The sequence below is a fragment of the Streptomyces sp. NPDC054841 genome, assembly GCF_053611045.1.
Genome location: NZ_JBSGZO010000066.1, coordinates 1 through 26,980, shown reverse-complemented (window position 1 = coordinate 26,980; position 26,980 = coordinate 1). Strand labels below are relative to the sequence as shown.

21 protein-coding genes and 1 pseudogene are annotated in these 26,980 nt (G+C 71.4%); 14 read left to right on the top strand and 8 right to left on the bottom strand.

The window, feature by feature from the left end; genetic code table 11:
• From ACWGI8_RS12470 to ACWGI8_RS12450, 5 genes are all read right to left on the bottom strand, one after another.
• A partial coding sequence (locus tag ACWGI8_RS12470) for an ATP-binding cassette domain-containing protein (protein ID WP_453660279.1) occupies positions 1-392 on the bottom strand: 392 nt, incomplete at its 3' end.
• Positions 389-3,166 carry an ABC transporter permease subunit gene (locus ACWGI8_RS12465; protein ID WP_453660278.1) on the bottom strand — a complete coding sequence of 926 codons (2,778 nt, stop codon included), beginning with the start codon at positions 3,164-3,166 and terminating at the stop codon, positions 389-391. The genes ACWGI8_RS12470 and ACWGI8_RS12465, both read right to left, overlap by 4 nt.
• Before the next feature lie 13 nt (positions 3,167-3,179).
• The gene (locus ACWGI8_RS12460; protein WP_453660277.1) at positions 3,180-4,439 is read right to left on the bottom strand and encodes an ABC transporter substrate-binding protein; all 1,260 of its coding nucleotides are present in this window, start codon (positions 4,437-4,439) and stop codon (positions 3,180-3,182) included.
• A 140-nt stretch (positions 4,440-4,579) separates the two neighbouring features.
• Positions 4,580-6,379: an AMP-dependent synthetase/ligase gene (locus tag ACWGI8_RS12455; RefSeq protein WP_453660275.1), complete on the bottom strand. Its 1,800-nt coding sequence runs from the start codon at positions 6,377-6,379 to the stop codon at positions 4,580-4,582.
• Between the two features lie 304 nt (positions 6,380-6,683).
• Complete coding sequence (locus ACWGI8_RS12450; protein WP_453660273.1) at positions 6,684-7,571, bottom strand: LysR substrate-binding domain-containing protein; 888 nt, start codon at positions 7,569-7,571, stop codon at positions 6,684-6,686.
• A gap of 116 nt (positions 7,572-7,687) precedes the next feature.
• Here ACWGI8_RS12450 and ACWGI8_RS12445 point away from each other — a divergent pair, with 116 nt between their 5' ends.
• The 5 genes from ACWGI8_RS12445 to ACWGI8_RS12425 all read left to right on the top strand — a co-directional run bounded on the left by ACWGI8_RS12445 (position 7,688) and on the right by ACWGI8_RS12425 (position 13,944).
• Positions 7,688-8,749, top strand: coding sequence for a bile acid:sodium symporter family protein (locus tag ACWGI8_RS12445; RefSeq protein WP_453660272.1), 1,062 nt, complete (start codon positions 7,688-7,690; stop codon positions 8,747-8,749).
• Between the two features lie 335 nt (positions 8,750-9,084).
• On the top strand, positions 9,085-9,606 hold the full coding sequence (locus ACWGI8_RS12440; RefSeq protein ID WP_453660271.1) for an isochorismatase family protein: 522 nt from the start codon (positions 9,085-9,087) through the stop codon (positions 9,604-9,606).
• On the top strand, positions 9,603-10,031 hold the full coding sequence (locus tag ACWGI8_RS12435) for a (2Fe-2S) ferredoxin domain-containing protein (RefSeq protein ID WP_453660269.1): 429 nt from the start codon (positions 9,603-9,605) through the stop codon (positions 10,029-10,031). Before ACWGI8_RS12440 ends, ACWGI8_RS12435 begins: the two co-directional genes overlap by 4 nt.
• A gap of 189 nt (positions 10,032-10,220) precedes the next feature.
• Positions 10,221-12,155 carry a LamG-like jellyroll fold domain-containing protein gene (locus ACWGI8_RS12430; RefSeq protein ID WP_453660267.1) on the top strand — a complete coding sequence of 645 codons (1,935 nt, stop codon included), beginning with the start codon at positions 10,221-10,223 and terminating at the stop codon, positions 12,153-12,155.
• Positions 12,156-12,243: 88 nt separating this feature from the next.
• Complete coding sequence (locus tag ACWGI8_RS12425; protein ID WP_453660265.1) at positions 12,244-13,944, top strand: PHP domain-containing protein; 1,701 nt, start codon at positions 12,244-12,246, stop codon at positions 13,942-13,944.
• Between the two features lie 66 nt (positions 13,945-14,010).
• Here ACWGI8_RS12425 and fdhD read toward each other — a convergent pair whose 3' ends face one another.
• Both fdhD and ACWGI8_RS12415 read right to left on the bottom strand, forming a co-directional pair.
• Positions 14,011-14,850 carry a formate dehydrogenase accessory sulfurtransferase FdhD gene (gene fdhD, locus ACWGI8_RS12420; RefSeq protein WP_453660263.1) on the bottom strand — a complete coding sequence of 280 codons (840 nt, stop codon included), beginning with the start codon at positions 14,848-14,850 and terminating at the stop codon, positions 14,011-14,013.
• Between the two features lie 5 nt (positions 14,851-14,855).
• Positions 14,856-15,044, bottom strand: a pseudogene (locus ACWGI8_RS12415) (2Fe-2S iron-sulfur cluster-binding protein); the annotation flags it as partial.
• 144 nt (positions 15,045-15,188) lie between these two features.
• On the opposite strand from ACWGI8_RS12415, the gene ACWGI8_RS12410 reads away from it, so the two are divergent.
• From ACWGI8_RS12410 to ACWGI8_RS12395, 4 genes are all read left to right on the top strand, one after another.
• Complete coding sequence (locus ACWGI8_RS12410; protein WP_453660262.1) at positions 15,189-15,545, top strand: VOC family protein; 357 nt, start codon at positions 15,189-15,191, stop codon at positions 15,543-15,545.
• 115 nt (positions 15,546-15,660) lie between these two features.
• On the top strand, positions 15,661-16,605 hold the full coding sequence (locus ACWGI8_RS12405; protein WP_453660260.1) for a beta-ketoacyl-ACP synthase III: 945 nt from the start codon (positions 15,661-15,663) through the stop codon (positions 16,603-16,605).
• 165 nt (positions 16,606-16,770) lie between these two features.
• On the top strand, positions 16,771-17,445 hold the full coding sequence (locus tag ACWGI8_RS12400; protein WP_453660258.1) for a GntR family transcriptional regulator: 675 nt from the start codon (positions 16,771-16,773) through the stop codon (positions 17,443-17,445).
• Positions 17,446-17,568: 123 nt separating this feature from the next.
• On the top strand, positions 17,569-20,157 hold the full coding sequence (locus ACWGI8_RS12395) for a SpoIIE family protein phosphatase (RefSeq protein ID WP_453660256.1): 2,589 nt from the start codon (positions 17,569-17,571) through the stop codon (positions 20,155-20,157).
• On the opposite strand, the gene ACWGI8_RS12390 is transcribed toward ACWGI8_RS12395, so the two are convergent.
• Positions 20,141-20,983 carry an NAD(P)H-binding protein gene (locus tag ACWGI8_RS12390; RefSeq protein ID WP_453660254.1) on the bottom strand — a complete coding sequence of 281 codons (843 nt, stop codon included), beginning with the start codon at positions 20,981-20,983 and terminating at the stop codon, positions 20,141-20,143. The genes ACWGI8_RS12395 and ACWGI8_RS12390 overlap by 17 nt on opposite strands.
• A gap of 268 nt (positions 20,984-21,251) precedes the next feature.
• On the opposite strand from ACWGI8_RS12390, the gene ACWGI8_RS12385 reads away from it, so the two are divergent.
• From ACWGI8_RS12385 to ACWGI8_RS12365, 5 genes are all read left to right on the top strand, one after another.
• The gene (locus ACWGI8_RS12385; protein ID WP_453660280.1) at positions 21,252-22,433 is read left to right on the top strand and encodes an ROK family protein; all 1,182 of its coding nucleotides are present in this window, start codon (positions 21,252-21,254) and stop codon (positions 22,431-22,433) included.
• 197 nt (positions 22,434-22,630) lie between these two features.
• A complete protein-coding gene (locus ACWGI8_RS12380) occupies positions 22,631-24,166 on the top strand; it encodes a sugar ABC transporter ATP-binding protein (protein WP_453660253.1) in 1,536 nt (511 codons plus the stop codon).
• Positions 24,163-25,194 carry an ABC transporter permease gene (locus ACWGI8_RS12375; protein ID WP_453660251.1) on the top strand — a complete coding sequence of 344 codons (1,032 nt, stop codon included), beginning with the start codon at positions 24,163-24,165 and terminating at the stop codon, positions 25,192-25,194. Before ACWGI8_RS12380 ends, ACWGI8_RS12375 begins: the two co-directional genes overlap by 4 nt.
• 163 nt (positions 25,195-25,357) lie before the next feature.
• Complete coding sequence (locus ACWGI8_RS12370; RefSeq protein ID WP_453660250.1) at positions 25,358-26,404, top strand: substrate-binding domain-containing protein; 1,047 nt, start codon at positions 25,358-25,360, stop codon at positions 26,402-26,404.
• Between the two features lie 192 nt (positions 26,405-26,596).
• Positions 26,597-26,980: Gfo/Idh/MocA family oxidoreductase (locus tag ACWGI8_RS12365; RefSeq protein WP_453660248.1), on the top strand; the 384-nt coding region annotated here is incomplete at its 3' end.

Sequence of the window (26,980 nt, the reverse complement as noted above, 5' to 3'; positions counted from 1 at the left end):
AGTGCGTCGAGGCCGCACTCGCGCAGCACGGTGGCCGCCCGGTCGCGGCGGGCGGGTCCTGAGCCGCGCCGCCACTCCTGTGCGACGAGGAGGTTGTCGGCGACGGTCAACTGCCCGAAGAGCTGCTGGCGTTGGAACGTGCGGCGCATTCCGCGGCGGGCCCGCCAGACGGGGGAGCGGCGCGTGATGTCGGTCCCGGCCAGCACGATCCGGCCCTCGTCGGCCCGGCGGATCCCGGACAGCACGTCGAACAGGGTGGTCTTGCCCGCCCCGTTGGGTCCGATGAGACCGCAGACCTCGCCTGGGCGCAGACCGATGCTTACGCCGTTCAGTGCCTGCACCCCGCCGAACCGTACCCCGATCGCCTCCGCCTCCAGTACGTACCGCGTCATCGCCGGACCCCTTCCTTGATCCCCAGGTACGCCTCGGTGAGCCGGTCCGCCTCCACCTCGGCACGCGGGCCGCACCAGGAGACCCGGCCCTGCGCGAGGTACGCCACGGTGTCCGCGATCCCGAGGACCTCGGAGGCCTTCTCCTCCACCAGCAGCAGCGCCGTGCCCGCCGCGCGGAGCTCCGTGAGCAGCTGGAACACCTCCTCGACGATGCGCGGGGCGAGACCGAGCGACGGCTCGTCCGCGATGAGCACGGTGGGCGGGTGCTGGAGGAGCGGGGCGAGGGCGAGCAGCTGCTGCTCACCGCCGGAGAGGGAGCCCGCGTGCACGGTGCGGCGGGCGGCGAGCCCGGGGAATCGCTCAAGGACCGCTTCCCGCGCCTCCTTCTCCTCCAGCCGCAGCGCCAGATTCTCCTCGATGGTCAGCCCCGGGAAGATCCCCCGCCCCTCGGGCGCGAGCAGCACGCCCCGTCGCGCCCGCCGTACGGCCCGGTCGCGAGTGACCTCCAGCCCGCCGAGGTACACACCCCCGCGCTCCACGGCGAGCACTCCGGCGGCGACGCGGCAGGCGGTGGACTTCCCTGCGCCGTTGGGCCCGAGGACGGCGAGTATCTCCCCGCCGCGAACCGCGAGATCCACCCCTTGCAGGACGGGCGCTCCGCCGTAACCGGCGTGGACGCCGCGCAACTCCAGTGCGGCGGGGACGGCGGTCCCGGCCTGTGCCGGGTCCGGGTGCTCGGGGAGCGGCGCGGAGCCGCCGATGCCGGTGGTACGGGGCCCCCGCCCCCGTATCTGTTCCTCCCGACCCGACGGGGTCCTGGGGTTTGTCCCCTGTTCCGGAAGTTCCGGAACAACCCGCCCCCGCAACCGTTCCCGTCGTGCGTGCAGCCGCATCGGAACCGCCGCGCAGTACCCGTCCGGGTCGTTCGCCAGCGCCAGACCCGCGAGCCCGAACAGGATCACCGGGAGGTGCGAGGACTCCGTCACGTACTCCGCCATCAGATGCGGCACCAGCGCGAACACCAGCCCCGCCACCACCGCGAACTGCGGCCGCCGTACCCCCGCCGCGACCACGACCGCCAGCCACACCAGCCCGGTCATCGCGGTGAAGTCCGTTGCCGTGATACGCGTGTTGAACGACGCGTACATCACGCCGCCGAACCCCGCCAGGCCCGCCGACAGCGTGAACATCAGCAGCTTCGTACGGACGACCGACGCTCCCGACGCCAGTGCCGCAGCCGGGGCGGAGCGGACCGCCAGCATCGCCCGCCCCGCGGGAGAGGTCCGCAGCGCGCCGAGCGCCGCGACCGCGATCGTCACCAGCACCACGAGCGCCACGCCCATCGCCCGGTCGTCGCCGAGGTCCACCGGGCCGAACACGGGGCGCGGGATCTCCCACCCGGTGTCGCCGTTGCGCAGCGGGCGGAACTGGAACAGCACCTGGTCCGCAAGGAAGGCCAGGGCCAGTGTGGCCAGTGCCAGGGAGCGGCCGCCCAGGCGCAGGGCGGGAAGCGCCACCACCGCCCCCAGGACCGCCGCCGCGCAGGTGCCCACCGCGGCCGCCGCCACGAACGGCCAGCCCCGGCTCATCAGCAGTCCCGCCACCAGCGCCGCGCCCGTCACGAACGTGGCCTGCGCCAGCGACACCATCGCCCCGAGCCCGGTCACCACCGTGAAGGACAGGAACACCAGCGAGATCGCCAGCCCCTGCGCGAGGATCCCGCTCCAGAAGGGGGTCGTCACCGTGTAGAAGGCAGCGGCCAGCAGGACGGCGGCCATCGCCCACGGGCCCCACCTGCGGCGCCACGAACGCCCCGCCAGATAGGCGACGGGCGGGGCGTCGGCCGCCGCCGTCCCGGCCGCCCGGCGCCGCTGCGCCATCACCAGGAGCCCCGCGAAGAGGATCAGGAACGGTACGGCGGTCCGGAACCCCGTGATGCCCTCCGCGAAGGACGTGTACCCGGCGACCAGGTTCTGCAGCACCCCCAGCGCCAGGCCGCCCGCGAAGGCGAGCGGCACCGAAACGAAGCGGCCGAGGACCGCCGCCGTCGCCGAGACGAAGAGGAAGAGCGTGTAGTCGTGGGCGGACAGGCCGAGCAGCGGGGTGGCCAGCACCCCGGCCAGGCCCGCCAGACCCGACGACAGCATCCACGCGATCGACGACAGCCGGTCCGCGCTGATGCCGCGCAGCTCGACCAGCCCCCGGTTGTCGACGGCCGCCCGCAGCCGCAGCCCGAGCCGGGTGTGCCGCATCAGCACCCACAGCCCCACCGCGGCGACGGCTGTCGCCACCCAGGTGATCAACTGGTCGGAGTCGATGCCGACACCGTCCACCGGTTGCCAGGACACGGCCGGGCTCGGCCCGACACCTGGCAGTCCGTACTGGTTCTCCGCGGGAAGCACGGGTGCGCCCGCGTCCCAGAGCAACTCCACCGCCCACAGCCCCGCCGCGGGCAGCGCGACGAGCAGACCGATCGTCGCGACGATCTGTGCGGTCTCGCCGGCCCGCGCGAGTCCCCGGAACATCAGCCGGTCGAGCCCCCACCCGATCCCGGGGGCCACGACGAACACCAGCAGCAGCGCGGTCGGCACGGCCGGCCAGCCGAATCCGGAGTGCAGCTCGTAGAAGGCGAGCGCGCAGAGGTACGCGGTCGCGCCGTGCGCGAAGTTGAACAGACCGGACGCGGAGTACGACAGCACGAGCCCTGTCGCCAGCAGGGCGTACAGCGCACCCGAGACCAGTCCGCTCAGCACGAAGCCCAGCAGGTCACCCACGACTGACGACCCCTCACTTGAAGGGGACGGGCGGGTAGCACTTGAAGGGCGACGACACCTCGTACCGCCCGTTCCTCAGCTGTACGAGCGCGCCGCAGCCGAAGCTCTCCTTCCGCCCCTTGGGCTCGGCCCGGTCGCCGACCAGCGTCCCGGTGTCGGAGAAGGAGGACGCCGCCTTCTGGAAGGACTCGACGGTCAGGTCCTTGCCCGCCTTCTTTGCGATCGCGAGGAACAGGTCGGCGGACATGTAGCCCGTCATCATGTGCATGTTGAGCGGAACGTCCTTGTCGCCCGCCGCCTTCCGGATGTCCTCCTTGAACTGCTTCATCGCGGGGCTCGGCGACTCGAACGGCTCGAACTGCAGCAGCACATGCACCCCGTCGAGCGCCTGCCGTGTCGCGTCCTTGGCCAGCAGCCCCGGGTCGTAGTCGGTCGGATCGGAGATGACCCCCTTGAAGCCGGACCGCTTCAAGGCGGTGAACAGTCCGATGTTGTACGGGGTCTGCATGACGGAGACGACCGCGTCCGGCGCCTTGCCGCCGTTCGACCGCAGGATCTCCTTGGTGTACGCGGACCAGTCGCTCGGCATCGACGTGGCGGGCACGAGGGCTTTCGCGTACGAGACCCGGAAGCCGGCCGCCGTGAAGCCCTGGGTGAAGGTGCGGATACCGAACTTGCCCGCGTCGTTGTCGGTGGCGATCAGCGCGACCGACTTGCCGCTCGTGCCGCCGAGGACCGATCCGAGGCCCTCCGGCCAGGTCTGGTTGAGGGTCCCGCCCGGCATGGGAACGAGACAGCCGTTGAAGCCGTAGATGTGCTTGGGCCCGCAGAACGAGGGCAGCGTCCCCCAGCCGAAGGTCGGCACCCTCTGCTGCTCCAGGAAATCGGCGCCGGAGAAGGTCACCGAACTCATCGGGGCGACGGCGAAGACCTTTTCCTGCTGGACCAGTTTCCGGGCGGCGGCGAGGTTCCTGGCCGGATCCTGACCGTCGTCCTCGGCGCCCAGGTACTCGATTCTGCGGCCGTTGACGCCGCCTTCGGCGTTGGCACGGTCGTAGCGGGCCCTGGCTCCGAGGTCGGCGTCCTTCTTGCTGTACCCGCTGGCGGTGGTCATGGAGACGATGCCGCCGACCTTGATGGAGTCGGCCGTGACGCCGCGCGCGGAGGCCGCGTCCTTCCCGCTGGGTTCCCCGGACGAGGAAGCGGAGTTGCAGGCGGTGGCGAGCAGCAGCGCTGCGGCGGCTGCGGCGATGGTGCGGATCGGTCGCAACACGGTAGGTCCCTCCGTCGAGGCTGAAACTTCTCGGGGGGGCACCCCCGAACCCCCGGCGATTCTGTGCTCGACCTGATGGACCGTCAATGACTGACGCATCGTCAATTGATGGTGCGTCAGTGCGGGAGGCGTGCGGGGTGTCAGCGGTACAGCGCGTCCACCTCCGTCGCGTACGCCGTCTCGATCGCCTTCCGCTTCAGCTTCAGCGACGGAGTCAGCAGCCCGTGCTCCTCGCTGAACGGATGGGCCAGAATCCGGAACGTACGAATGGATTCGGCCTGCGACACCAGCGTGTTGGCGGCCACCACCGCCCTCCGGATCTCCATTTCCAGATCCGGGTCACGAACCAGCTCGGCCGGCCGCAGCGGCGCCTTGTCGCGCATCGACAGCCAGTGGTCGACCGCCTCCTGGTCCACTGTGACCAGCGCCGCGATGTACGGCCGGTCGTTGCCCACGACGATGCACTGGGCCACCAGCGGATGCGCCCGTACCCGCTCCTCGAGCCCGACCGGCGACACGCTCTTGCCGCCCGAGGTCACCAGGATCTCCTTCTTCCGCCCGGTGATCGTCAGATAGCCGTCCTCGTCGAGCGAGCCCAGGTCGCCGGTGGACAGCCAGCCGTCGTTCAGCACGGCGTCGGTGGACTTCGGGTCGTTGAGATAGCCGGAGAAGACCTGACCGCCGTGCACCCACACCTCGCCGTCCTCGGCGATATGGACGGTCGTCCCGGGAATGGGCTGCCCGACCGTGCCGTACTTGGTGCGCTCCGGCGGGTTGGCGGTCACGGCCGCGGTCGACTCCGTCAGTCCGTACCCCTCGAAGACGGTCACGCCCGCGCCCTCGAAGAAGAGGCCGAGCCGGCGGTCCATACCGGACCCGCCGGACATCGCGTGCCGCACCCGGCCGCCCATCGCCGCGCGGACCTTGTGGTACACGACCTTCTCGAAGAACTGGTGCTGCAGCCGCAGAGCCGCCGACGGGCCCGGGCCCAGCCCGAACTCCCGGTGCTCCAGGGCCTCCGCGTACCGCACCGCCACGTCGACGGCCTTGTCGAACGGACCGGCCTTGCCCTCGGCCTCCGCCTTGCGCCGGGCGGCGTTGAAGACCTTCTCGAAGATGTACGGGACGGCCAGGATGAACGTCGGCCGGAACGCCGCAAGATCCGGGAGCAGCGCGCTGGCCTGCAGCACCGGCTGATGACCCAGCTTGACGCGCCCGCGGATCGCCGCGACCTCCACCATCCGCCCGAAGACATGCGCGAGCGGCAGGAAGAGCAGCGTCGAGGCCTCGTCGCCCGGCTTGGAGTGGAAGACCGGCTCCCAGCGCTCGATGAGCGTGTCGGTCTCGTACATGAAGTTGGCGTGCGTGATCACGCACCCCTTGGGCCGGCCCGTCGTCCCCGACGTGTAGATCACCGTCGCGACGGACTCCGGCGTCACCGCCCGCCGGTGCCGGTGCACCACGTCGTCGTCGACGTGCGCACCCGCCGCGAGCAGATCGCCGAGGGCCCCCTTGTCCAGCTGCCACAGCCGCGTCAGATGGGGCAGCCGGTCGATGACCGAGCCGATCGTCATGGCGTGGTCCTCGTGCTCGACCATGCAGGCGGACACCTCGGCGTCGTGCAGCATCCAGAAGACCTGCTCGGCCGACGAGGTGGGGTAGACGGGGACGGACTGGGCCCCGACCGTCCACAGCGCGAAGTCGAAGAGCGTCCACTCGTAGCGGGTACGGCACATGATCGCGACCCGGTCGCCGAACCGTACGCCCTGCGAGAGGAGCCCCTTCGCCAGGGCGAGGACCTCGTCCCGGAACTCGCCCGAGGTCACATCGCGCCACTGACCCTCGTCGTCCTTGCGGCCGAGCGCGACCCGCTCCGCATCGGCCTGGGCGTGATCGAACACGGCATCCGCCAGCCCGCCGACAGGGGGTGTCGTCGCCAAAGGTGGAACCGTGAACTCACGCAATGACCTGCTCCTCGTGGCGCTCCGCACAGCGCCGGTGACGGTACCCCACGGGGCCTTCCTGCGGGAGGGCCTTCAACAACTCGGCACATATCGCATTGACGCTGGTCAGCCGCCTATATCCAGCCACATGGGGTGGCCCCGGGGCCAGCCCTGACTGAAGAGTAAGTAACGTCCGGAGGAATCTGCACCGAATCTGTACGCGGCGGACACCCCTGCCCCACGCCTCCGGCGGGTGTGACCGGGGCGGCCGGATCCGCGGGATCAGTGCGGGCTTGTGGGGTCAGTGCGGGCCGCCGGCCGGGCGGTGCAGCCGGTCGCCGCCCGCGAGGATCGCGGCGGCGAGGGCGTCCGCCGCCTCCCGGGTGCCCGCCGGAGCGCCCGCCCGGTGGCCGTGGAGCAGGACGAAGTCCACGCCGCCCAGCTCCGGCAGGCCGGCGCGGGCCGGGACGGGCGCGAGGCCCGGCGGGATCAGCCCGCGTGTGTGCGCCATGACGCCGAGACCCGCACGCGCCGCCGCGATCAGACCGCTCAGGCTCGTGCTCGTACAGGCGATGCGCCACGCGCGGCCGTGCGCCTCCAGGACCTCCAGGGCGCGGGCGCGGGTGATGCCGGGCGGCGGGAAGACGATCAGGGGCACCGGGCGGTCCGGGTCGAGGCGCAGCCGAGGCGCGCCGATCCAGGTCAGGGCGTCCTGCCAGACCAGCTCGCCGTGCGTCCCGCCGACGCGGCGCTTGGCGAGGACGAGGTCGAGGCGGCCCGCCTCCAGCTGCTCGTGCAGGGTGCCGGAGAGCTCCACCGTCAGCTCCAGATCGACCTCGGGATGGTCGCGGCGGAACGACTCCAGAATCTCCGGGAGCCGGGTGAGCACGAAGTCCTCGGAGGCGCCGAAGCGCAGGCGGCCGCGGAGCCGGGTGCCGGTGAAGAAGGCCGCCGCGCGCTCGTGTGCCTCCAGGATCGTCCGGGCGAAGCCGAGCATGGCCTCGCCGTCCTCGGTGAGCTCCACGCTGTGGGTGTCACGGGTGAAGAGCTGCCGGCCCGCGGCATCCTCCAGGCGCCGCACATGCTGGCTGACCGTGGACTGCCGTACGCCGAGCCTGCGGGCGGCCTGTGTGAAGCTCAGAGTCTGGGCGACGGCGAGGAAGGTACGCAGCTGTGCGGGGTCGTACACGAAGCCAGGCTATCGCCGATCGTGATGACAGTCAGAGTGGTGTACGGGATTCCCGATCGGCTCGGCGGCGTGGACGATGGAGAGGGCACGACCTGAACCGAGAGCAAGTGGAGCACATGAGCCGCCGCACCCCCCTGCGACCGCCGTCCTGGCTGCCGGTCGACCCGTACGTCATGGCGCTGCTCGCCACCGTGCTCCTCGCGGCACTCCTCCCCGCCTCGGGCACGGCCGCCACGGTCACCGACGGGGCCGCCACCGGAGCGGTCGGCCTGCTCTTCTTCCTCTACGGGGCACGGCTGTCGACCCGGGAGGCGCTGGACGGACTTCGGCACTGGCGGCTCCATCTGACCGTGCTGGTCAGTACGTTCGTCGCCTTCCCGCTGCTCGGGCTCGCGACGCAAGGGCTCGTCCCCTCACTTCTGACCCCGCAGCTCCACAGCGGTCTGCTGTTCCTGTGTCTCGTCCCCTCGACCATCCAGTCGTCGATCGCCTTCACCTCCATCGCCCGCGGCAATGTGCCCGCGGCGATCTGCGCGGGCTCCTTCTCCAGCCTCGCCGGGATCCTCCTCACCCCGCTGCTCGCGGCGCTGCTCCTCGGACAGAGCGCGGGCGGCTTCTCCGCGGACTCCCTGGTGAAGATCGTGCTGCAGCTGCTGGTCCCGTTCCTGGCGGGGCAGGTGCTGCGCCGGTGGACCGGGGGATTCCGCACCCGCCACAAGAGGCTTCTCGGCTACGTGGACCGCGGCTCGATCCTGCTCGTCGTCTACACCGCGTTCAGCGAGGGCATGGTCGCGGGCGTGTGGCACCAGGTCACCCCGGTGCGGCTGGGTGCGCTGCTCCTCGTCGAGGCGGTGCTGCTCGCGGTGATGCTCACGCTGACCTGGTACGGCCCGAAGCGGCTCGGCTTCGGCCGCGCCGACCGCATCGCGATCCAGTTCGCCGGCTCCAAGAAGAGCCTCGCGGCCGGACTGCCGATGGCGAGCGTCATGTTCGGCGCCCAGGCGAGCCTCGCCGTGCTGCCGCTCATGCTCTTCCACCAGATGCAGCTGATGGTCTGCGCGGTCATCGCGAAGCGGCGGGCGAAGGACCCGCAGCCGGTTCCGCCGGCCCCGCCGGCACTTTCGCGCCCCCCGGTTCCGCCGGCACCGTCGCATCCGCGCGCGACGGTGCGCGGCTGATCCGGGGGCTTTGCCCCCGGACCCCGTGCGGCCTTCGTCCCTGGACCCCGTGCGGCCTTCGTCCCTGGACCCCGTGCGGCCTTCGTCCCTGGACCTCGTACGGCCGTCGCCCCCGGACCCCGTGCGGCCTTCGTCCCTGGACCCCGTGCGGCCTTCGTCCCTGGACCTCGTACGGCCGTCGCCCCCGGACCCCGTACAGCCCTCGCCCCCGGACCCCGTACGGCCTTCGGCCGCTTCCTCAATTGCCGGACGGGCCGGGAAATCCAGCCCCGCCGCAGGCGTCTCGTCCCCGCCCCCACCGGGGGTACGAGATCATCGGCCGATAGCGTGAGCGCATGCCCGCACTCGATGCCCGCACCACCGCGCTCGTCCTCGTCGATCCGATGGAACGCATCGTCGCGCTCCCGCTCGCACCCCGGACCGGTGACGCCGCGCTCGCCGCCGCCGGCCGGCTGGCTGCCGCCTTCCGCGCGGCGGACGCGCCCGTCGTCCTGATCCGCACGGAGCGGCCGGGCGCCGGCACCCAGCCGCCCGGCAGTGACCTCGTCGCCGCGCTCGCCGCGCCCGACGACATCGTGGTCGTCAAGCGCACCGTCGGGGGCTTCCACGGCACGGGGCTGCACGACATCCTGGCGGGACGCTCCATCCGCACGGTCGTGTTCGGCGGCATCGCCACGAACCTCGGCGTCGAGTCGACGGCCCGCGCCGCGTCCGACCTCGGCTACGAACTCGTCTTCGCCGAGGACGCCATGGCGGCCCTCACCGCCGAAGAGCACCGCGCCGCCGTCGAGTTGAACTTCCCGCGCCTCGGCACGGTCGCCGCCGCCTCGGCCATCACGCTGGGCACCGCGCAGTGACGGCCGGCGCGACGGCCGGAGGCACCCGTACCTGGATACGCCCCGGCGCCTCCCGCCCGTGCACACTCGTCGTCTGCCGTGGCTGCTGCTGCGGTGATGCCCGCAAGCATCCGGGCACCGACCACGAGACCCAGCTCCGCCGGCTGCGCGAGGCCGCGGCGGGCTCGGCCGGCCGGTTCGTCGTCCGGACCAGCGAGTGTCTCGGCCCCTGCGGGCAGGCCAACGTGGTCGTCGTGCAGCCGTCCTCCGCCGCCCGCGCCCGCGGTGCCCGCGCGGTCTGGGTCGGCTGGGTACTGGACGACGACGCCACGGACGACATCCTCGCCTGGGCCGAGGCCGGGGGACCGGGCCTCGCGGAGCCTTCGCCCACCCTGGAGCTCCAGCTGATCCCGCCACCCGCCACACGCCCCCGCGGAACTCGCTGACTTCGCCGACCCCGCTGATCCCGCTGATCCCGGCCCCACCGCCGGCCGGCCTCTGCTCCCTCGGAGCCGGTCCCCGGCCCCGCACCCGTTCACGCAGTCTTCTTCCCGGTGTTGCCGATGTGAGGCGTGGGACGTGCGAGGCGCGCATAGCGTGCGGGGCGTCACATGGGCCAAGGGTCGGGAGAAGAGATGTCCAGTCAGCTTCTTGAGCCGGACGCGCCGGGCACGCCGGACGCGCCGGACGCGGGCGGCGCGAGTGGGGCCAGCCGGCGCGCGGTTCTGCGGGCTGCCGGTGCCGTCGGTGCGGCGACCGCCGCCGTGGGGCTCACGGGCACCACAGCGGCCACGGCAGCCGCAGCGACCCCGGCGGCCGCGACGACGGCTGACAACGTTGCCGGATGGCGGTCCGACCCCGACAGCCCCCGCTTCACGCTCGCTGTCATGCCCGACACCCAGTACCTCTTCGACGGCGCGAGCATCCACAAGGAGCCCGTCGAGGCGGCGCTGAGATACGTCCTCGACCACGCCCACGACGAGAACATCGTGTTCCTGTCCCATCTGGGCGACCTCACCGAGAACGGCCGTCCGGAGGAATTCGCCCCGCTCAGCGACGCGTTCCGGATCCTGGACCGGCGTGGCGCCGGGTACAGCGTCCTCGCCGGGAACCACGACATCGACTCGCGCACCGACGACCAGCGAGGCCGCACCCCGTACCTCGATGCCTTCGGCCCGCAGCGGCTGCGCCGGCTGCGCACCTTCGGCGGCGCGTCCCCGGACGGCTACAACACCTACCACCGCTTCCGCGCCGCGGGCCGGGAATGGCTGGTCCTCGCCCTCGACTGGCGTCCCTCGGCGGCCGGCATCGCCTGGGCGAAGAGCGTCATCGCCCAGCACCCGAAGACGCCGGTCATCCTCACCACCCACGAGCTGGTGTACGCCGACCACGCAGGGGACGAGGCCCAGCTCTCCGGGTTCGGGCAGCACCTGTGGGACGAGCTGATCGACGGCCACGACCAGATCTTCCTCGCACTCAACGGGCACTTCTGGCCGGCCGCCCGCACCGTACGCGAGAACGCCGCGGGCAACGACGTCCATCTGCACATCACCAACTACCAGGACCGCTACTTCGGCGGCAGCGCGATGATCCGCCTCTACCGCTTCGACCTGGCCCGCAACACCATCGACGTCTCCACGTTCTCCCCGTGGCTCCTCGCCAAGGAGGAGTCGGGCAGGCTCAACGCCCTGGAGCGCCGCGAGCTGGAACTCACCGACGCCGCGAACTCCTTCTCCGTGCCGCTCGACTTCGAGAAGCGGTTCGCCGGCTTCGCGCCGGTCAGCCCGCGCCGCCCGCGCCCCGCCTCCCGGATGCTGATCCCCGGCACCGTCGCGTACTGGCGCTTCGACAACGGCCGGCCCGACGGATCCGCGGCCGACGAGACCCTTCGCGTCCCCGACCTGTCCGGCCACGGCAACGACCTCACCCGCACCGCCGTCCCCGGCAGTCCCGCGGGCGCCCTGCGCTGGTCGGCAGGCCACCACCCCGACCAGCCCGGCCACGGCAGCCTCTGGTTCGACGGCGGAAAGCCCCCGCTGCGCGGCGCCTTCCTGCAGACCGTGAAGGACGCCCCGCTCAACATGGCGACCTTCCGCTCCGGTTACACGATCGAGGCGTTCTTCAAGCTCCCCGCCGACTGGACCAGATCCCGCAACGCCTGGTCTGCGCTCCTCAGCCGCCAGGGCACCCTCGGCGCGGCAGGAAAGACCGGCGACCCCGAAGAGCCCGCCGTCACCCTCTCCCTCTCCGACGGCCACGCGCTCCAGTGGGCCGCCGCCCCCCTCGACCAGAAGGGCCTCGTCACCAACTGGGGCCATGAACTGCCGCTCGACACCTGGTGGCACGTCGCCGTCGTCAACGACGGCCGCCACACCACGATGTACGTCGACGGCTGCCCGGTCGCCCGCAATCCCGCCACCGCCACCAACGGCCTGACCACCCTCGGACTGTCCTGGCTGCTCGGCGGCTACGAGTACGGCGGCAGTCTCGACCAGCTGTTCCGCGGCTGGATCGGCGATGTCCGTGTCACCGAACGCGCCCTTCCCGTACGCGCGTTCATGAACGCCTGACCGTGAACGTCTGATCGCCAAGCCCCGGCCGCGAACGCCTGATCGCCAACGCCCGACCGCCGCCGAACCCTTCCAAGGAGCACGAGCCATGCACAGCCCCCAACCCCTGCCGCGCTGGGCCGACCCCGATGTCCCCGCCGCGTCGCTCGACCCGCAGAGCCTGTCCCGCCGCGGCCTCCTGCGCCGCGCCGGACTGTACGGCGCCGCCTTCGCCGGGGCCGCATACACCGGCGCGTCCGCGCTCGCCCCGACCCAGGCCGAGGCCCGCACCCCGTCGCACCACCCGTCCCACGGCGGGGACGACCCGCACCTCGTGTACCTGGTCGGCGACCACCACATCCACTCGGTGTACAGCCACGACGCGAAGTACACCTTCTCCCAGCTCGCCACCGCCGCCTCCCGCTACGGCCTCGACTGGATGGTCCTCACCGAGCACAGCAACATCGGCCACCACCAGGCCGGCGGAGCCGAGGCCGAGCACCGGGAGATCCTCAGGGCCCGCGCCGAGAACCGCCGCATGCTGATCTTCCAGGGCCTGGAGTGGTACATACCCGGTGCCGAGCACGCCACCGTCTTCTCCGCCCCGGGCCGCCACGAGGTCGACCTGCTCACCCGCTTCGAGCGGGAGTACGACGGCAAGCTCCTCGGATACACCGCGGGCGCCCCCGGCCACCCCGACACCCCGCGCAACGAGGCCCATGCCGTCAAGGCCCTCCAGTGGCTCGACCAGCAGCGCAACAGCGGATACGTCGACGACGTCCTCGTCCTCGCCAACCACCCGCTGCGCCTCGGCATCGACTCCCCGCACGAGCTGCGGGCCTGGCGGGACGCCGCACCCGGCATCATGATCGGCATGGAGGGTGCACCGGGCGCCCAGGGCGCCGCACACCCCGGCCGCGGCGCGCGCAGCATCCGCGGCGAGTACGAGAACGCCCCCTCCGCGAACTCCTTCCCCGGCTATCCGCGGGAGGCGTACGTGACCTACGGCGGTTTCGACTGGGCGACCGCCACCGTCGGCGGCCTCTGGGACGCCATGCTCGCCGAGGGCAAGCTCTTCTCGATCACGTCCAACTCGGATGTGCACCGGGTCGTGTTCGACACCTGGCGCAACGGCGACTGGCTGCCGGGCCAGAACTTCGACAACACTGGCCGCCTCCCCGACCCGGTCGACACCACCGAGCCGCAGCCCGGCAGCGATCTGTGGCCCGGTCAGTTCAGCCGTACGCACGTCGGCGTGACCCGCTACGGCTACCGCCACGTCATGGCCGGACTGCGGGCCGGCCGGGTCTGGGTCGACCACGGCCAGCTCGTCGACGGCATCGAGGTACGCGTCCACCGCCCGTACGGGACCGGCCGTGGCGTCACACTCGGCGGCCGGCTGCGGGTCCGCCGCGGTGAGCAGGTGACCCTGACCGTCACCGTCACCACCGCGTCGCGCCCGAACCACCACGGTGAAGTGCCCGGCCTCGCCCATCTCGACGTCATCCGGGGCGCGGTCCGCGGCCCGGCCACGGACCGCGACGAGTGGCGCGCCCCCGACACCCGGGTCGTGCACACCGCCGACGTCTCCGGCCGCCGCGGCTGCTACACGCTGCGCATCCCGCTCGGCCGGATCGAGGAGTCCTGCTACGTACGGCTGCGAGGCAGCGACGGGAAGCGCAACGGCCCCGGTCTCCTCGGCGCGGCGGTCGACCCGCACGGGCCGACCGCGCACGAGCCGGGCAACGGCGACCCGTGGCTGGACACCTGGTGCTACACGAACCCGGTGTTCATCGACGTCGTGCGGTAGACCGTCGCGGGGCCGTGCGGGAAAGGACCCGGCCGGCGCAGGGGCGCTCCTCGCCGGCCGGGCCCGTCACACCCCCGAACGCAGGGCGATGCGCCCCTCGCCCGCGTACACGTTCATGTCGGGGCCACGGAGGAAGCCGACCAGCGTCAGCCCGGTCTCGGCGGCCAGATCCACGGCCAGCGAGGACGGCGCCGAGACGGCCGCCAGCACCGGAATCCCGGCCATCACCGTTTTCTGCACCAGCTCGAACGACGCCCGCCCCGACACGAGCAGGATCGCCCGCGACAGCGGCAGCAGATCCTCCCGCAGTGCCCGGCCGATGATCTTGTCGACCGCGTTGTGGCGGCCCACGTCCTCGCGGACGTCGAGCAGTTCGCCGTCCTCCGAGAACAGCGCGGCGGCGTGCAGCCCCCCGGTCCGGTCGAAGACCCGCTGCGCCGCCCGCAGCCGGTCGGGGAGGGCGGACAGCAGTGCGGGCTCCACCCGTACCGGGGGAGTGTCGGCGATGGGGAAGCGGGTGGTGGTGCGTACGGCGTCGAGGCTGGCCTTGCCGCACAGACCGCACGACGACGTCGTGTACACATTCCGTTCCAGCGTGATGTCCGGGACCTCGACGCCCGGGGCGAGCTGCACATCGACCACGTTGTACGTGTTCGAGCCGTCGTCCTTGGCGCCCGCGCAGTACACGATCGACCGCACCTCGGCCGCGGCGCCGATCACGCCCTCGCTGACGAGGAAACCGGCCGCGAGCGCGAAATCGTCGCCCGGGGTGCGCATCGTGATCGCCAGGGGCCGTCCGTTCAGCCGGATCTCCAGCGGCTCCTCGGCGACCAGCGTGTCAGGCCGGGCGGTGACCGCCCCGTCCCTGACGCGGATGGTGCGGCGGCGCTCGGTGACCCGTCCCATGGTGATCAGTCCCGATTCTGTACGTGTTGGAAGCCGGAGCGGCCCTTGATGCAGAGGCTGCCGTGGGTCACGGGGCTGTCGTGCGGCGACGTGGCCCTGACGATCTCATTGTCCTGGACGTGCAGGGTCACATTGCACCCCACTCCGCAGTGTGCGCAGTCCGTCGTCGTCTCCGTCTGCGCCGACTCGTCCCACGGGGCAACGAAGACGACTGAGCAGGTACGTACATGTCGCGTGCGCGTGTCGACGATATACTGTCTACAGTATGCATTTGCCGCCGACAGGGCGTGTGGCAGCGTGGAGAGAAGGACAGGCCCGTCGAACGACAGGAGCCAGCGATGGCCGGGGAGATCTCGTTCTTCGAACTGGGTGTGGACGACCCCAAGAAGGCCCGCACCTTCTACGGAAGCCTTTTCGGCTGGACCTTCGAGGAGGTGCCGACCGGAACCGGCTTCTCGATCACCACGCCCACCGTCCCCGGCGGGGTCCACGGCGCCGACGCCGAAGCGAACCCGTACCTCTTCTTCAAGGTCGACGACCTCGACACCGCGCTCGACCGGGTCGTCGAGCTGGGCGGCACGGTCGAAGGCCCCGACAGCGAGGGCCAGGAGAGCGTCGAGCGCTTCGGGCGCTTCCGTTTCTGCCGCGACGACCAGGGCTCGCCCTTCGGAGTGCACCAGCCACCGACGCGCTGAGCGGAGTCTCCAAGACGCGCGGGTGAATCCTGTCGGTTTACCTGCCCTCGTACCCGTGAGTCGCTGACCAGACTGGATGGCTCCTGACGTCGACAGCAGAGGGGGTTTCCCGGGCATGACCGGCACTCGTATCGCCGCGCTCGGGCACTACCAGCCCGCCAAGGTGCTCACCAACCACGACCTGGCGGCAATGGTCGACACCAGCGACGAATGGATCACCAGCCGGGTCGGCATCAGGACCCGCCATGTCGCGGGCCCGGACGAGCCGGTGGACGAGCTGGCCGCCCACGCCGCCGCGAAGGCTCTCGCCGCGGCTGGACTGACCCCCGCCGACATCGATCTGGTCCTGGTCGCCACCTCCACCGCCGTCGACCGCTCCCCGAACACCGCAGCGCGCGTCGCCGCCCGGCTCGGCATGGCAGCTCCCGCGGTCATGGACCTCAACGTCGTCTGCGCCGGCTTCACCCACGCCCTCGCCACCGCCGACCACGCCGTACGCGCCGGGTCCGCGACCCGCGCCCTGGTCATCGGCGCCGACAAGATGTCCGAGGTCACCGACTGGACCGACCGCACCACCTGCGTCCTCACCGGCGACGGTGCGGGCGCCGCGGTCGTGGAGGCGTGCGACGAGGCGGATGCGGGCATCGGGCCCGTGCTGTGGGGTTCGGTCCCGGAGATGGGCCACGCCGTACGGATCGAGGGCACCCCGGCCCGCTTCGCCCAGGAGGGCCAGTCCGTCTACCGCTGGGCCACCACCCAGCTCCCGCCGATCGCCCGCCGGGTGTGCGAGAAGGCCGGCATCGCGCCCGAGGAACTGGCCGCGGTCGTGCTGCACCAGGCGAACCTGCGGATCATCGAGCCCGTCGCCCGCCGGATCGGCGCGGTGAACGCGGTCGTGGCCCGCGATGTCGTCGAATCGGGCAACACCTCGGCAGCCTCGATCCCCATGGCCCTGTCCAAACTGGTGGAGCGCGGCGAGGTCACCTCGGGAGCGCCGGCCCTGCTCTTCGGCTTCGGCGGAAATCTCTCGTACGCGGGCCAGGTCATTCGCTGCCCCTGAGCGGGTTGGCCTCGGTAGACTGTAGACAATAGCCAATCGCTCTCCAGTCGACCGCTTTCCAGTCGACCGCCTTCCAGCCCAATCGCACGGCACTGAGTGCATCCGAGTGCATCTGAGTGCACGGAATCGACCGCACTCGGTACTGATCGCACCGGAGGGGACGCGATGTTGTCCGCAGGACTGCCGCAAGGAGCCGTGCCCAGGCTGGAGCGGCCGGGGCCGCTGCGCGAGCGGGTGTACGAGGCGCTGCTGGAGCTCATCACCACCCACGCCCTGCGGCCCGGCCGGCATCTGGTCGAGAGCGAACTCGCCGGCCATCTCGGAGTCTCCCGCCAGCCCGTACGAGAGGCACTGCAGCGGCTCAACACCGAAGGATGGGTGGATCTGCGCCCCGCCCAGGGCGCGTTCGTCCATGAGCCCACCGAGGAGGAGGCCGACCAGCTGCTGTCGGTCCGTACGCTGCTGGAGGCCGAGGCCGCCCGCCTCGCCGCGGCCGACTCCGGATCGGCGGGCATCACGGCGCTCGAAGAGCTCTGCGCCAAGGGAGAACAGGCAGTCGCCGACGGCGACGTGGACACGGCGGTGGCGACCAATGCCGCCTTCCACGCCAAGGTCATGGAGCTGGCCGGCAATGTCGTCCTGGCCGAGCTGGCTGGGCAGGTCGACCGCCGGGTCCGCTGGTACTACACCCCGGTCGCCCGGCAGCGCGGCAAGCAGTCCTGGATCGAGCACCGGGAGCTGATCGCGGCCATCTCCGCCCGCGACGAGCAGCGGGCCACCGAGATCATGCGGGCGCACACCGAGCACACCCGCAGGACCTACCACCGGCGTGAGGCCTGAGCCGCATGCCGTGACCGGTGACATGTGACCGGCGGCCGACGACCGGCGGAGGTCACCGGTCACGGCCTGCGTGCGGCCGCGCTGGAGGTGCGTTTTCGGGCGGCACTGACGCATCCTTGCTATGTGACCTGGTACGGCGCGGCCAGGGCTGGCCCGCAAGCTGAGAGCGGGCCGCAGCGCGGGACGAGCGGCAGTGCTGTCCGCGGCCCGGACGAGCTCGGCATGGTGCTCGCCGAGGCCGCGGTCAAGGCGGCCGGTGCGGTGGGCGGCTACGCGGGCGGGGTGTACCTGCGCTCCGAGACGCAGGGCCGGCTGCGGCTCGCCGTGCTCTCGGGGCTGCCGGGGACGCTGTTCCGCCCCTGGTGGCGTATGCATGTGAACCGGCCCTTCCCGGTGGCCGAGTGCTATCGCAGCTGTCAGCCCATCCACCTCGCCGACGGCGAAGAGGCCATGCGGCGGTTCCCGCAGCTCATAGCCGGTCTGCCATTCCCGTTCGGGTCCCTCTACGTCCCCGTCCTGAGCGAAACCGACCGGTTCGGGGTGCTCATGGTGCTGCGCCCCGCCACGCCCGGGAAGCCGGTCGACGAGGCCGACAAACGCCGCATGGACGACGCGGGCCATCGCCTCGGCGCCGCCCTCGCGGAACTGCAGAAGGGCGGCACCGAGGTGCTGTGGAGGGAGGAACCGATCGTGGTCCAGCCCCCCGAACCCGCAGTCCGCCCCGTCCGGATCGGCACCTTCGACTGGGACCTCGGCAGCGGCGCCCTCACGGCCGACGAGGAACTCTGCGCGATCCTCGGCATCGACCCCGCCCACTTCGACGGCACCATCGACGCCCTCACCGCGAAGGTCACCCCCGAGGACGCGTACCAGCTGTGGGCCGTCGCACGGGAAGCCGCCCAGGACGGCCGTCCGGTGGCCCGCAGACTCCGGATCCTGCACGGCGAGAGCCCGCCCTCCCTCGTGGAGTTCACCGGCCGCCCGGTGCACCCGGCCGACGGCATCGCAACGCGCCGCATCGCCGGATCCGTCATCGACCTCGGCGCGGGTGCGATCGCCACCGAGGCGGGGGACCGCCTTCCCGACGGCGTCTTCTCCCTCGACCGGGGCGGGCGGATCACCTACGTCAACCCCAAGGCCGAGGAGCTGCTCGGGCTCACCCGCACCGAACTGGCCGGCAGGGTGCTGTGGGAAGCCGTGCCCTGGCTCTCCCGGCCCGCCTACGACGACTACTACCGGGCGGCGCTGATCTCCCACGAACCCGTCAAGTTCCAGGCGGACCGCGGCGAGCAGGACTGGGTGTCGGTCACCCTCTACCCCGGCCATCGCGCACTGACCGTCACGGTCGCCGCCGCCGAAAGCCCCGCCTACACACCGGGTTCCGTCAGCCGGCCGGGCACCGGGATGGGCGCTTTCGCCTCACCCGCCGACCGGGCCACCGCGCTCTACCGCCCGGTCGCCCTCGCCATCGCGCTGACCGAGGCCGTCACCGCCCGTCAGGTGTCCGCCGTCGTCACCGAAGAACTGCTGCCCGCGTTCGGCGGCCGCCAACTGGCCATCTACGTCCTGCACGAACGCCACCTCTATCTGGCCTGGGAGACCGGATTCCCGCCCGGCTTCCTCGCCCCCTTCGAAGGCGTCGGACTCGACGCCCGTATCCCCGGCGTCGAAACGCTCACCACCGGCCGCCCGATCTTCTTCGAGTCCATGCAGCAGCTGGCCGCGGCCTATCCGGGTCTCGCCCTCGACGCCTCCGTCGGCGCCCGTGCCTTCCTCCCGCTGATCGCCTCCGGCCGTCCCGTCGGTTCCTGCATCCTCGGCTTCGACCAGCCGCGCGGCTTCGCACCCGAGGAGCGCACCGTCCTCACCGCCCTTGCCGGACTCATCGCGCAGGCCCTCGAACGAGCCCAGCGCTACGACACCGAAGCCGGCGTCGCCCGGGGCCTCCAGTCCGCCCTCCTGCCACACCGGCTGCCCACGGTCGAGAACGTGGAGACGGTCGGGCGCTACCTCCCCGGCACCCAGGGCATGGACGTCGGCGGCGACTGGTACGACGTCATCGAGACCCACGGCGGCCTGGCCCTCGTCATCGGCGACGTCCAGGGCCACGGTGTCGCCGCCGCGGCGATCATGGGGCAGCTGCGCAGCGCCGTACGGGCGTTCGCACTGGCCGGCCGGGAACCGGACGAGGTCATGAGCGGCACCAACCGGCTCCTCATCGACCTCGACCCCGCACAGTTCGCCACCTGCTGCTACGTCCGGTTCGACCCGGCGACGGGCGCCGCCCAGGCCGTGCGCGCCGGACATCCGCAGCCCCTGCTGCGCAGGCCCGACGGCGGGACCGAGGTCCTGAACCTCCCCGGTGGCCTCGTCCTCGGCGTCGACGCCGAGGAGACGTACCCCGTCAGCGAGCTGGTCCTGGAGCCCGGGGCGGTACTGGCCCTGTACACCGACGGACTGATCGAAAAGCCGGGCACGGACATCGACATCGGCATCGAGCGGCTGCGTGCCACCTTCGCCGAGACCGGTGCCCAGACCATCGCGGAGACCGCCGACCGTCTGATCCGCGAGGCACGCAAAGCCACGGACCGCCCCGACGACATCGCGCTGCTGCTCACGGCCCGCTGGCCGGACCAGGACTCCGGCCGGACCCTGCCGGGCCCGGCAGGGTCCGGCACGACCGCAGTGACGGAGGTCAGGGACGCGCCCTGAACGCGTCGGCGTGCTCTGCCGCCCACTGCCCGAAAGTGCGCGGTGGCCGCGCCAGCAGATCGCCGACGGTCGGCAGCACCTGTGACTCGTCGAGCGTCCCGTCGACGTAGAAGCTGAAGAAGGCGTCGACGTACGCGACAGGCATCTGCTCCTCCATGAGCACCCGGGCCTCCTCGTCGGAGAGGGCCACGAAGTCCAGCTCACGTCCGAGCACGGAACCCAGAATCCGCGCCCGGTCGGCGGGCAGCAGCGCCTCCGGGCCGGACAGCGCGTAGGCCCTGCCCTCGTGCCCGGACGACGTCAGCGCCAGCGCCGCCACGGCTGCGATGTCGTACGGGTCGACGGTGGCCACCGGTACCCCAGCGAACGGCGCGCGCACCGTGTCGTCCCCGGCGCGCAGACCCTCCGCCCACTCCAGGGTGTTGGACATGAACGAGTACGGCCGCAGGAACGTCCACGGCAGTCCCGACTCCTCGACCGCCGTCTCCGCCTCCGTCAGGTAGCGCGTCACCGCGTTCGTCATGTCACCTGTCGCCACCGCGCCGCCGGAGAGCATCACGACCCGCTCGACGCCCGCCGCACGCAGGGCCGCGAGCGACTCGCGCGCCTGCTGATAGCCCGGCATCAGGAAGACGGCCCGTACATCCTTGAGGACCGCGGCCACCGATTCCGCGCTGTTCAGATCGCCAGACACCCCTTCGGCGCCCTCGGGCAGCGCGGCCGAAGCACCCGATCTGCTGAACGCCCGCACGGGAGCGCCCGCTTCGGCCAGTGCGCGAACGAGCTCGGAGCCGACGTTCCCCGTGGCGCCCGTGACCAGAATCATGCGGCATACCTTCCGTCGTTCCCTGTCCCGTCCGGCCCATCGTGCTTCGCCACCTGTGGCAACACCAGTGGCACGGCACCGCGCGGGGCCCGATCTACGCGGACGGACGCACCCGAACGGCTTTGTCCTCGGTGTGGAGAAAGTTGTGGTGGATTCATGCTCAACTTCTTCCCACCCCGGGAAAGCGCTGCTACGTTCCCCTCGAAAGCCCGGCGGACACATCCGCCGGAGACGGTTCTGGAAGGGCGGGGAGGGGCGCGTGAGACGTATGACGGCTCGACCCGCCAACGCGCATCAGGCGCGGCTGCTGCGGCTGCTGCGCGACGGCGGGCCCAACTCCCGTGCCCAGCTGGGCGATCAGGTCGATCTCTCGCGGTCGAAGCTCGCCGTCGAGGTCGACCGGCTGCTGGAGACCGGCCTGGTCGTCGCGGACGGGCTCGCCGCCTCCCGCGGCGGGCGCCGCTCGCACAACATCCGGCTCGCCCCCAACCTGCGCTTCCTCGGCGTCGACATCGGCGCCACGTCCGTCGATGTCGCCGTCACCAACGCCGAACTGGAGGTCCTCGGCCACCTCAATCACCCGATGGACGTCCGTGAGGGCCCGGTCGCCGTCTTCGAGCAGGTCCTCGCGATGGCCGCCAAGCTCAGGGCCTCCGGGCTCGCCGAAGGCTTCGACGGAGCGGGCATCGGAGTGCCGGGCCCCGTCCGGTTCCCCGAAGGCGTGCCCGTCGCACCGCCGATCATGCCCGGCTGGGACGGTTTCCCGGTCCGCGAGGCACTCAGCCAGGAACTCGGCTGCCCGGTCATGGTCGACAACGATGTGAACCTGATGGCGATGGGGGAGCAGCACGCGGGCGTCGCACGCTCCGTAGGCGACTTCCTCTGCGTCAAGATCGGTACGGGCATCGGCTGCGGCATCGTCGTCGGCGGCGAGGTATACCGCGGTACGACCGGCAGCGCCGGCGACATCGGCCACATCCAGGTCGAGGCCGACGGACGCGCCTGCGCCTGCGGCAACAGGGGCTGCCTGGAAGCCCACTTCAGCGGCGCCGCGGTCGCCCGCGACGCCGAGGACGCGGCCCGTACCGGACAGTCGTCGGAACTTGCCGCACGACTGGAGGCGGCCGGCAAGCTCACCGCCGCCGATGTCGCCGCGGCCGCGGCCGCCGGCGACGCCACCTCCCTCGATCTCATCCGTGAGGGCGGCAACCGCGTCGGCCAGGTCATCGCCGGACTCGTCAGCTTCTTCAACCCGGGTCTCGTCGTGATCGGCGGCGGGGTCACCGGCCTCGGACACACCCTGCTCGCCAGTGTCCGCACCCAGGTCTACCGGCAGTCACTGCCGCTGGCCACCGGCAATCTCCCCATCGTGCTGGGCGAACTGGGCCCCACCGCCGGAGTGATCGGCGCGGCCCGGCTCATCAGCGACCACCTGTTCTCTCCTGCGTGAGGGTTCGGGGGCTTTCGTCCCCCCCCCCCCCCAGAGCTCCGCCTGGGAGGCGCCCCCCAGGGTCCCCCAGGACGGAGTCCCAGCGGAGGAACGGGTGGGCACAAGCCACCACCGGCCCGCGCCGGACAGCACCACCGGAACCACGGCACCACCCGAAACGGCACGCGCAGCACCCGCACCCGCCGAGGGGATTCGTCATGGCACCAGAACCACCAGAACCACCCGCACCACCGCTCCTCACCATGTCCGGCATCACCAAGTCCTTTCCCGGTGTCCGTGCACTCGACGGCGTCGACCTGGACGTCCGGGCCGGCGAAGTCCACTGCCTCCTCGGCCAGAACGGCGCCGGAAAGTCGACCCTCATCAAGGTCCTCGCCGGAGCCCACCAGCCCGACGACGGAGAGATCACCTGGCGCGGCGACCCCGTCTCACTGAAGTCGCCCATCGCCGCCATGCGGCTCGGCATCGCCACCATCTACCAGGAACTCGACCTGGTGGAGGGCCTGTCGGTCGCCGAGAACGTCTTCCTCGGCCATGAACCGACCGCCGCCGGCTTCGTCGTCCGCGGCCGCGAGGCCCGCCGGGCCACCACCGGGCTCCTGCGCCGCCTCGGCCACCCCGAGATCGACCCGGGCCGCTCCGTCGGCCAACTCTCCGCCGCACAGCAGCAGATCGTCTCCATGGCCCGCGCGCTCTCCCACGACGTGCGCCTCATCGTCATGGACGAGCCGTCCGCGGCCCTCGACCCGGACGAGACCGCCAATCTCTTCCGTATCGTCGCCGACCTCACCTCCGACGGCGTCGCCGTCGTCTACATCTCCCACCGGCTGGAGGAGATCCGTCGGATCGGCGACCGTGTCACCGTCCTCAAGGACGGCCGGGCCGTTGCCGGGGGGCTTCCCGCGAAGGACACCCCCACGCGCGACATCGTTGCCATGATGACCGGCCGCAACGTCGAGTACGTTTTCCCGGACCGGCCCGCGACCCCGCCCGGCGGTGAACCCGTACTGCGCGTCGAAGGACTCACGAGAGACGGCGAGTTCGCCCCCGTCGACCTCGAACTGCGGGCCGGGGAGATCGTCGGCCTCGCCGGACTGGTCGGTTCCGGACGCTCGGAGATCCTGGAAACCATCTACGGCGCCCGTAAGCCCAGCGCGGGAAGGGTCACCGTCGACGGCCGCCCCCTCACTCTCGGCAGTGTGCGCTCCGCGGTCCGCGCCGGACTCGGACTCGCGCCCGAGGAACGCAAGGCCCAGGGCCTGCTGATGCTCGAATCCGTCACCCGCAATGTGTCGGTGTCCTCGCTCTCCCGCTTCTCGCGCGGCGGCTGGCTGGACCGGGGCGCCGAGCGACGGGCCGCGCAGCAGGCCACCAGGGAGCTCTCGCTGCGGCCCGACAACCCCGACACCCGCGTCCGGACCCTCTCCGGCGGCAACCAGCAGAAAGCCGTCCTCGCCCGGTGGCTGCTGCGTGGCTGCCGCATCCTGCTGCTCGACGAGCCGACCCGCGGCGTCGACGTCGGCGCTCGCGCCGAGCTGTACGCCGTGATCCGCCGGCTCGCCGACGACGGACTCGCCGTCCTCCTCGTCTCCAGCGAGGTCCCCGAAGTGCTCGGTCTGGCCGACCGGGTGCTGGTGCTCCGCGAGGGTCACGTCGTGCATACGGCGCCCGCCGGGGAGCTGGACGAGCACCGTGTACTCGACTTTGTCATGGAAGGGAGCCCCAGCTCATGACGCAGCCTGCCTCCGAGGCCCCGCAGGCACCGCCGCCGGCCACGGTCAAGTCCCCGGCCGCCAGGCGCGGTCGGCCGGCATTGGGACTGCGCGCCGACGTCCGCAACCTGTCCCTCCTCGGTGTCCTCGTCGTACTGATCGCGGTCGGCGGCATCACCAGGCCCGACACCTTCCTGGACACCGCCAACCTCCAGCTGGTGCTCACCCAGGCGTCCGTCATCGGCGTCGTCACCGTCGGCATGACCTTCGTCATCACCAGCGGCGGCATCGATCTGTCCGTCGGGGCGATCGTGGCCCTGGCCTCGGTGTGGGCGACGACGGTCGCGACCCAGGAATACGGCTTCGCCGGCATCCTCTTCACCGCGGTCGTCGTCGGTCTCGGCTGCGGACTGGTGAACGGACTGCTCATCGCCTACGGCGGCATGGTGCCGTTCATCGCGACCCTCGCCATGCTCGCCTCGGCGCGCGGGCTCGCCCTGCAGATCACCGACGGCAAGACCCAGATCGTCACCGTGCAGTCGGTCCTCGACCTCGGTGTCCCCGACGCCTACATCCTCGGCATCCCGCCGCTGGTCCTGGTCTTCGCCGCCGTGACCGTCGTCGGCTGGCTGCTGCTGAACCGTACGACCTTCGGACGCCGCACGGTCGCCGTCGGCGGTAACGCGGAAGCGGCCCGGCTCGCCGGCATCGACGTACGCCGCCAGCGGCTCCACCTCTATCTGCTCTCCGGACTGTGCTGCGGAATCGCGGCCTTCCTGCTGATCATCCTGTCCGGCTCCGGTCAGAACACCAACGGCAACCTGTACGAACTCGACGCCATCGCCGCCGCGATCATCGGCGGCACCCTGCTCAGCGGCGGCCGCGGCACCATCGTCGGCTCCGTCCTCGGCGTGCTCGTCTTCACCACCATCACCAACATCTTCGCCCTCAACAATCTGGAGAGCGCCGTCCAGCAGATCGCCAAGGGAGCGATCATCGTGGCCGCCGTCCTGGTCCAGCGCAGCACCTTGCGCAACGGCGAAGCGTGACACAGCACGTTGACCAGCGCGTGTTTACATCGCGTTGAACGGCGCGTGTTGAATGTCGCGTTGACGCAGCACGTGTGACGTGTGACATCGCGTACGTGACACCTCGTCATCTCCCCCTCCCCGCACACCCGCTCGCACCCTGTCCCGAAAGGGGTCTGTCGCCATGCCAGAAATCCCGGCCACCAGCCGCAGAGGACTGCTCTTCGGCACCGCCGCCGTCTCCACCGGCGCTCTCCTCGCCGCCTGCACCAGCAATGAGCCCAAGAAGCAGGACACGGCCACGAACAATGTCCCGGCGGCCGACGACAAGCCCGGCAAGCCCGTCACCATCGGCTTCGCCGGACCTCAGGCCGACCACGGCTGGCTCAACGCCATCAACGAGAACGCCAAGGAGCGCGCGAAGAAGTACTCCGAGGTGACCCTGGAGATCACCGAGGGCTCGAACGACACCGCGGCCCAGATCGGCCAGATCCAGACGCTGATCAACAAGAAGGTCGATGTGCTGGTGATCCTGCCGGCCGACGGCAAGGCCCTCACCCAGGTCGGACTCCAGGCCATGAAGGCCGGCATCCCCGTGATCAACCTGGACCGGATCTTCGCGTCCCCGCAGGCCTACCGCTGCTGGATCGGCGGCGACAACTACGGCATGGGCCTCAACGCCGGCCGCTACATCGGCGAGCAGCTCAAGGACAAGCCGAACGCCAAGGTCGTCGAGCTCGCCGGGATGGACAACCTGGAGCTCACCAAACAGCGCACCCAGGGCTTCGACGACGCCCTCAAGAACTACCCCAACATCAAGAAGGTCGCCCGCCAGGCAGCCGAGTTCACGGTGGAGTCCGGCCAGGCCAAGATGGCTCAGCTGCTCCAGGCGCAGAAGCAGTTCGACGCGCTCTGGAACCACGACGACGACCAGGGCGTCGGCGCCCTGCGCGCCATCCAGCAGGCGGGCCGCAGCGACTTCCTGATGGTCGGCGGCGCCGGGGCCAAGTCCGCGATGGACGCCATCAAGGCCGACAACGGGGTACTGAAGGCGACCGTCCTCTACCCGCCGACCATGGCCGCCTCCGCCATCGACCTTGCCCGGGCGCTGGGCCAGGGCAAGGGCGTCGGCGGCATGGCGGAGTTGGAGATCCCCGCCTCGGTCACTCTCTACTCGGCCGTCGTCACCAAGGACAACGTCGACGAGTACCTGCCTACGGGCTTCAACTGACCTTCACCGACCGAGCAATCGACGAGGAGGAACCCGTGTGACTCCGCTCCCCAACCCGAAGGAAGGGAGCTTCCAACCCGAGGGTTGCGGTCCAGCCCGAACCGATCCCTTGCGGAACGGACAAAAAGTACCACAAGTCAGGGAAGCAATTTCCCCACCGGCTGAGGCCGGTGTCCCCTCGCTAGGAGACTCATGGAAAAGAGGGACAGCGAGACCAGCGAGGCCGCGCCGCCGACACTCGGCGTTGGCATGGTCGGATACGCGTTCATGGGCGCCGCCCACTCCCAGGGGTGGCGCACCGTCGGCCGTGTCTTCGATCTGCCGGCGCGGCCGGTCCTCGCCGCGATCGCCGGCCGCGACGCGGCCGCCGTACGGGCCGCAGCGGCCAGACACGGCTGGGCGGCCGCGGAGACCGACTGGCGTGCCCTCGTCACCCGCGACGACGTGCAGCTCGTCGACGTCTGCACACCGGGTGACAGCCATGCGGAGATCGCGATCGCGGCGCTGGAGGCGGGCAAGCACGTCCTGTGCGAGAAGCCGCTGGCGAACTCGGTCGCCGAGGCCGAGGCGATGGTG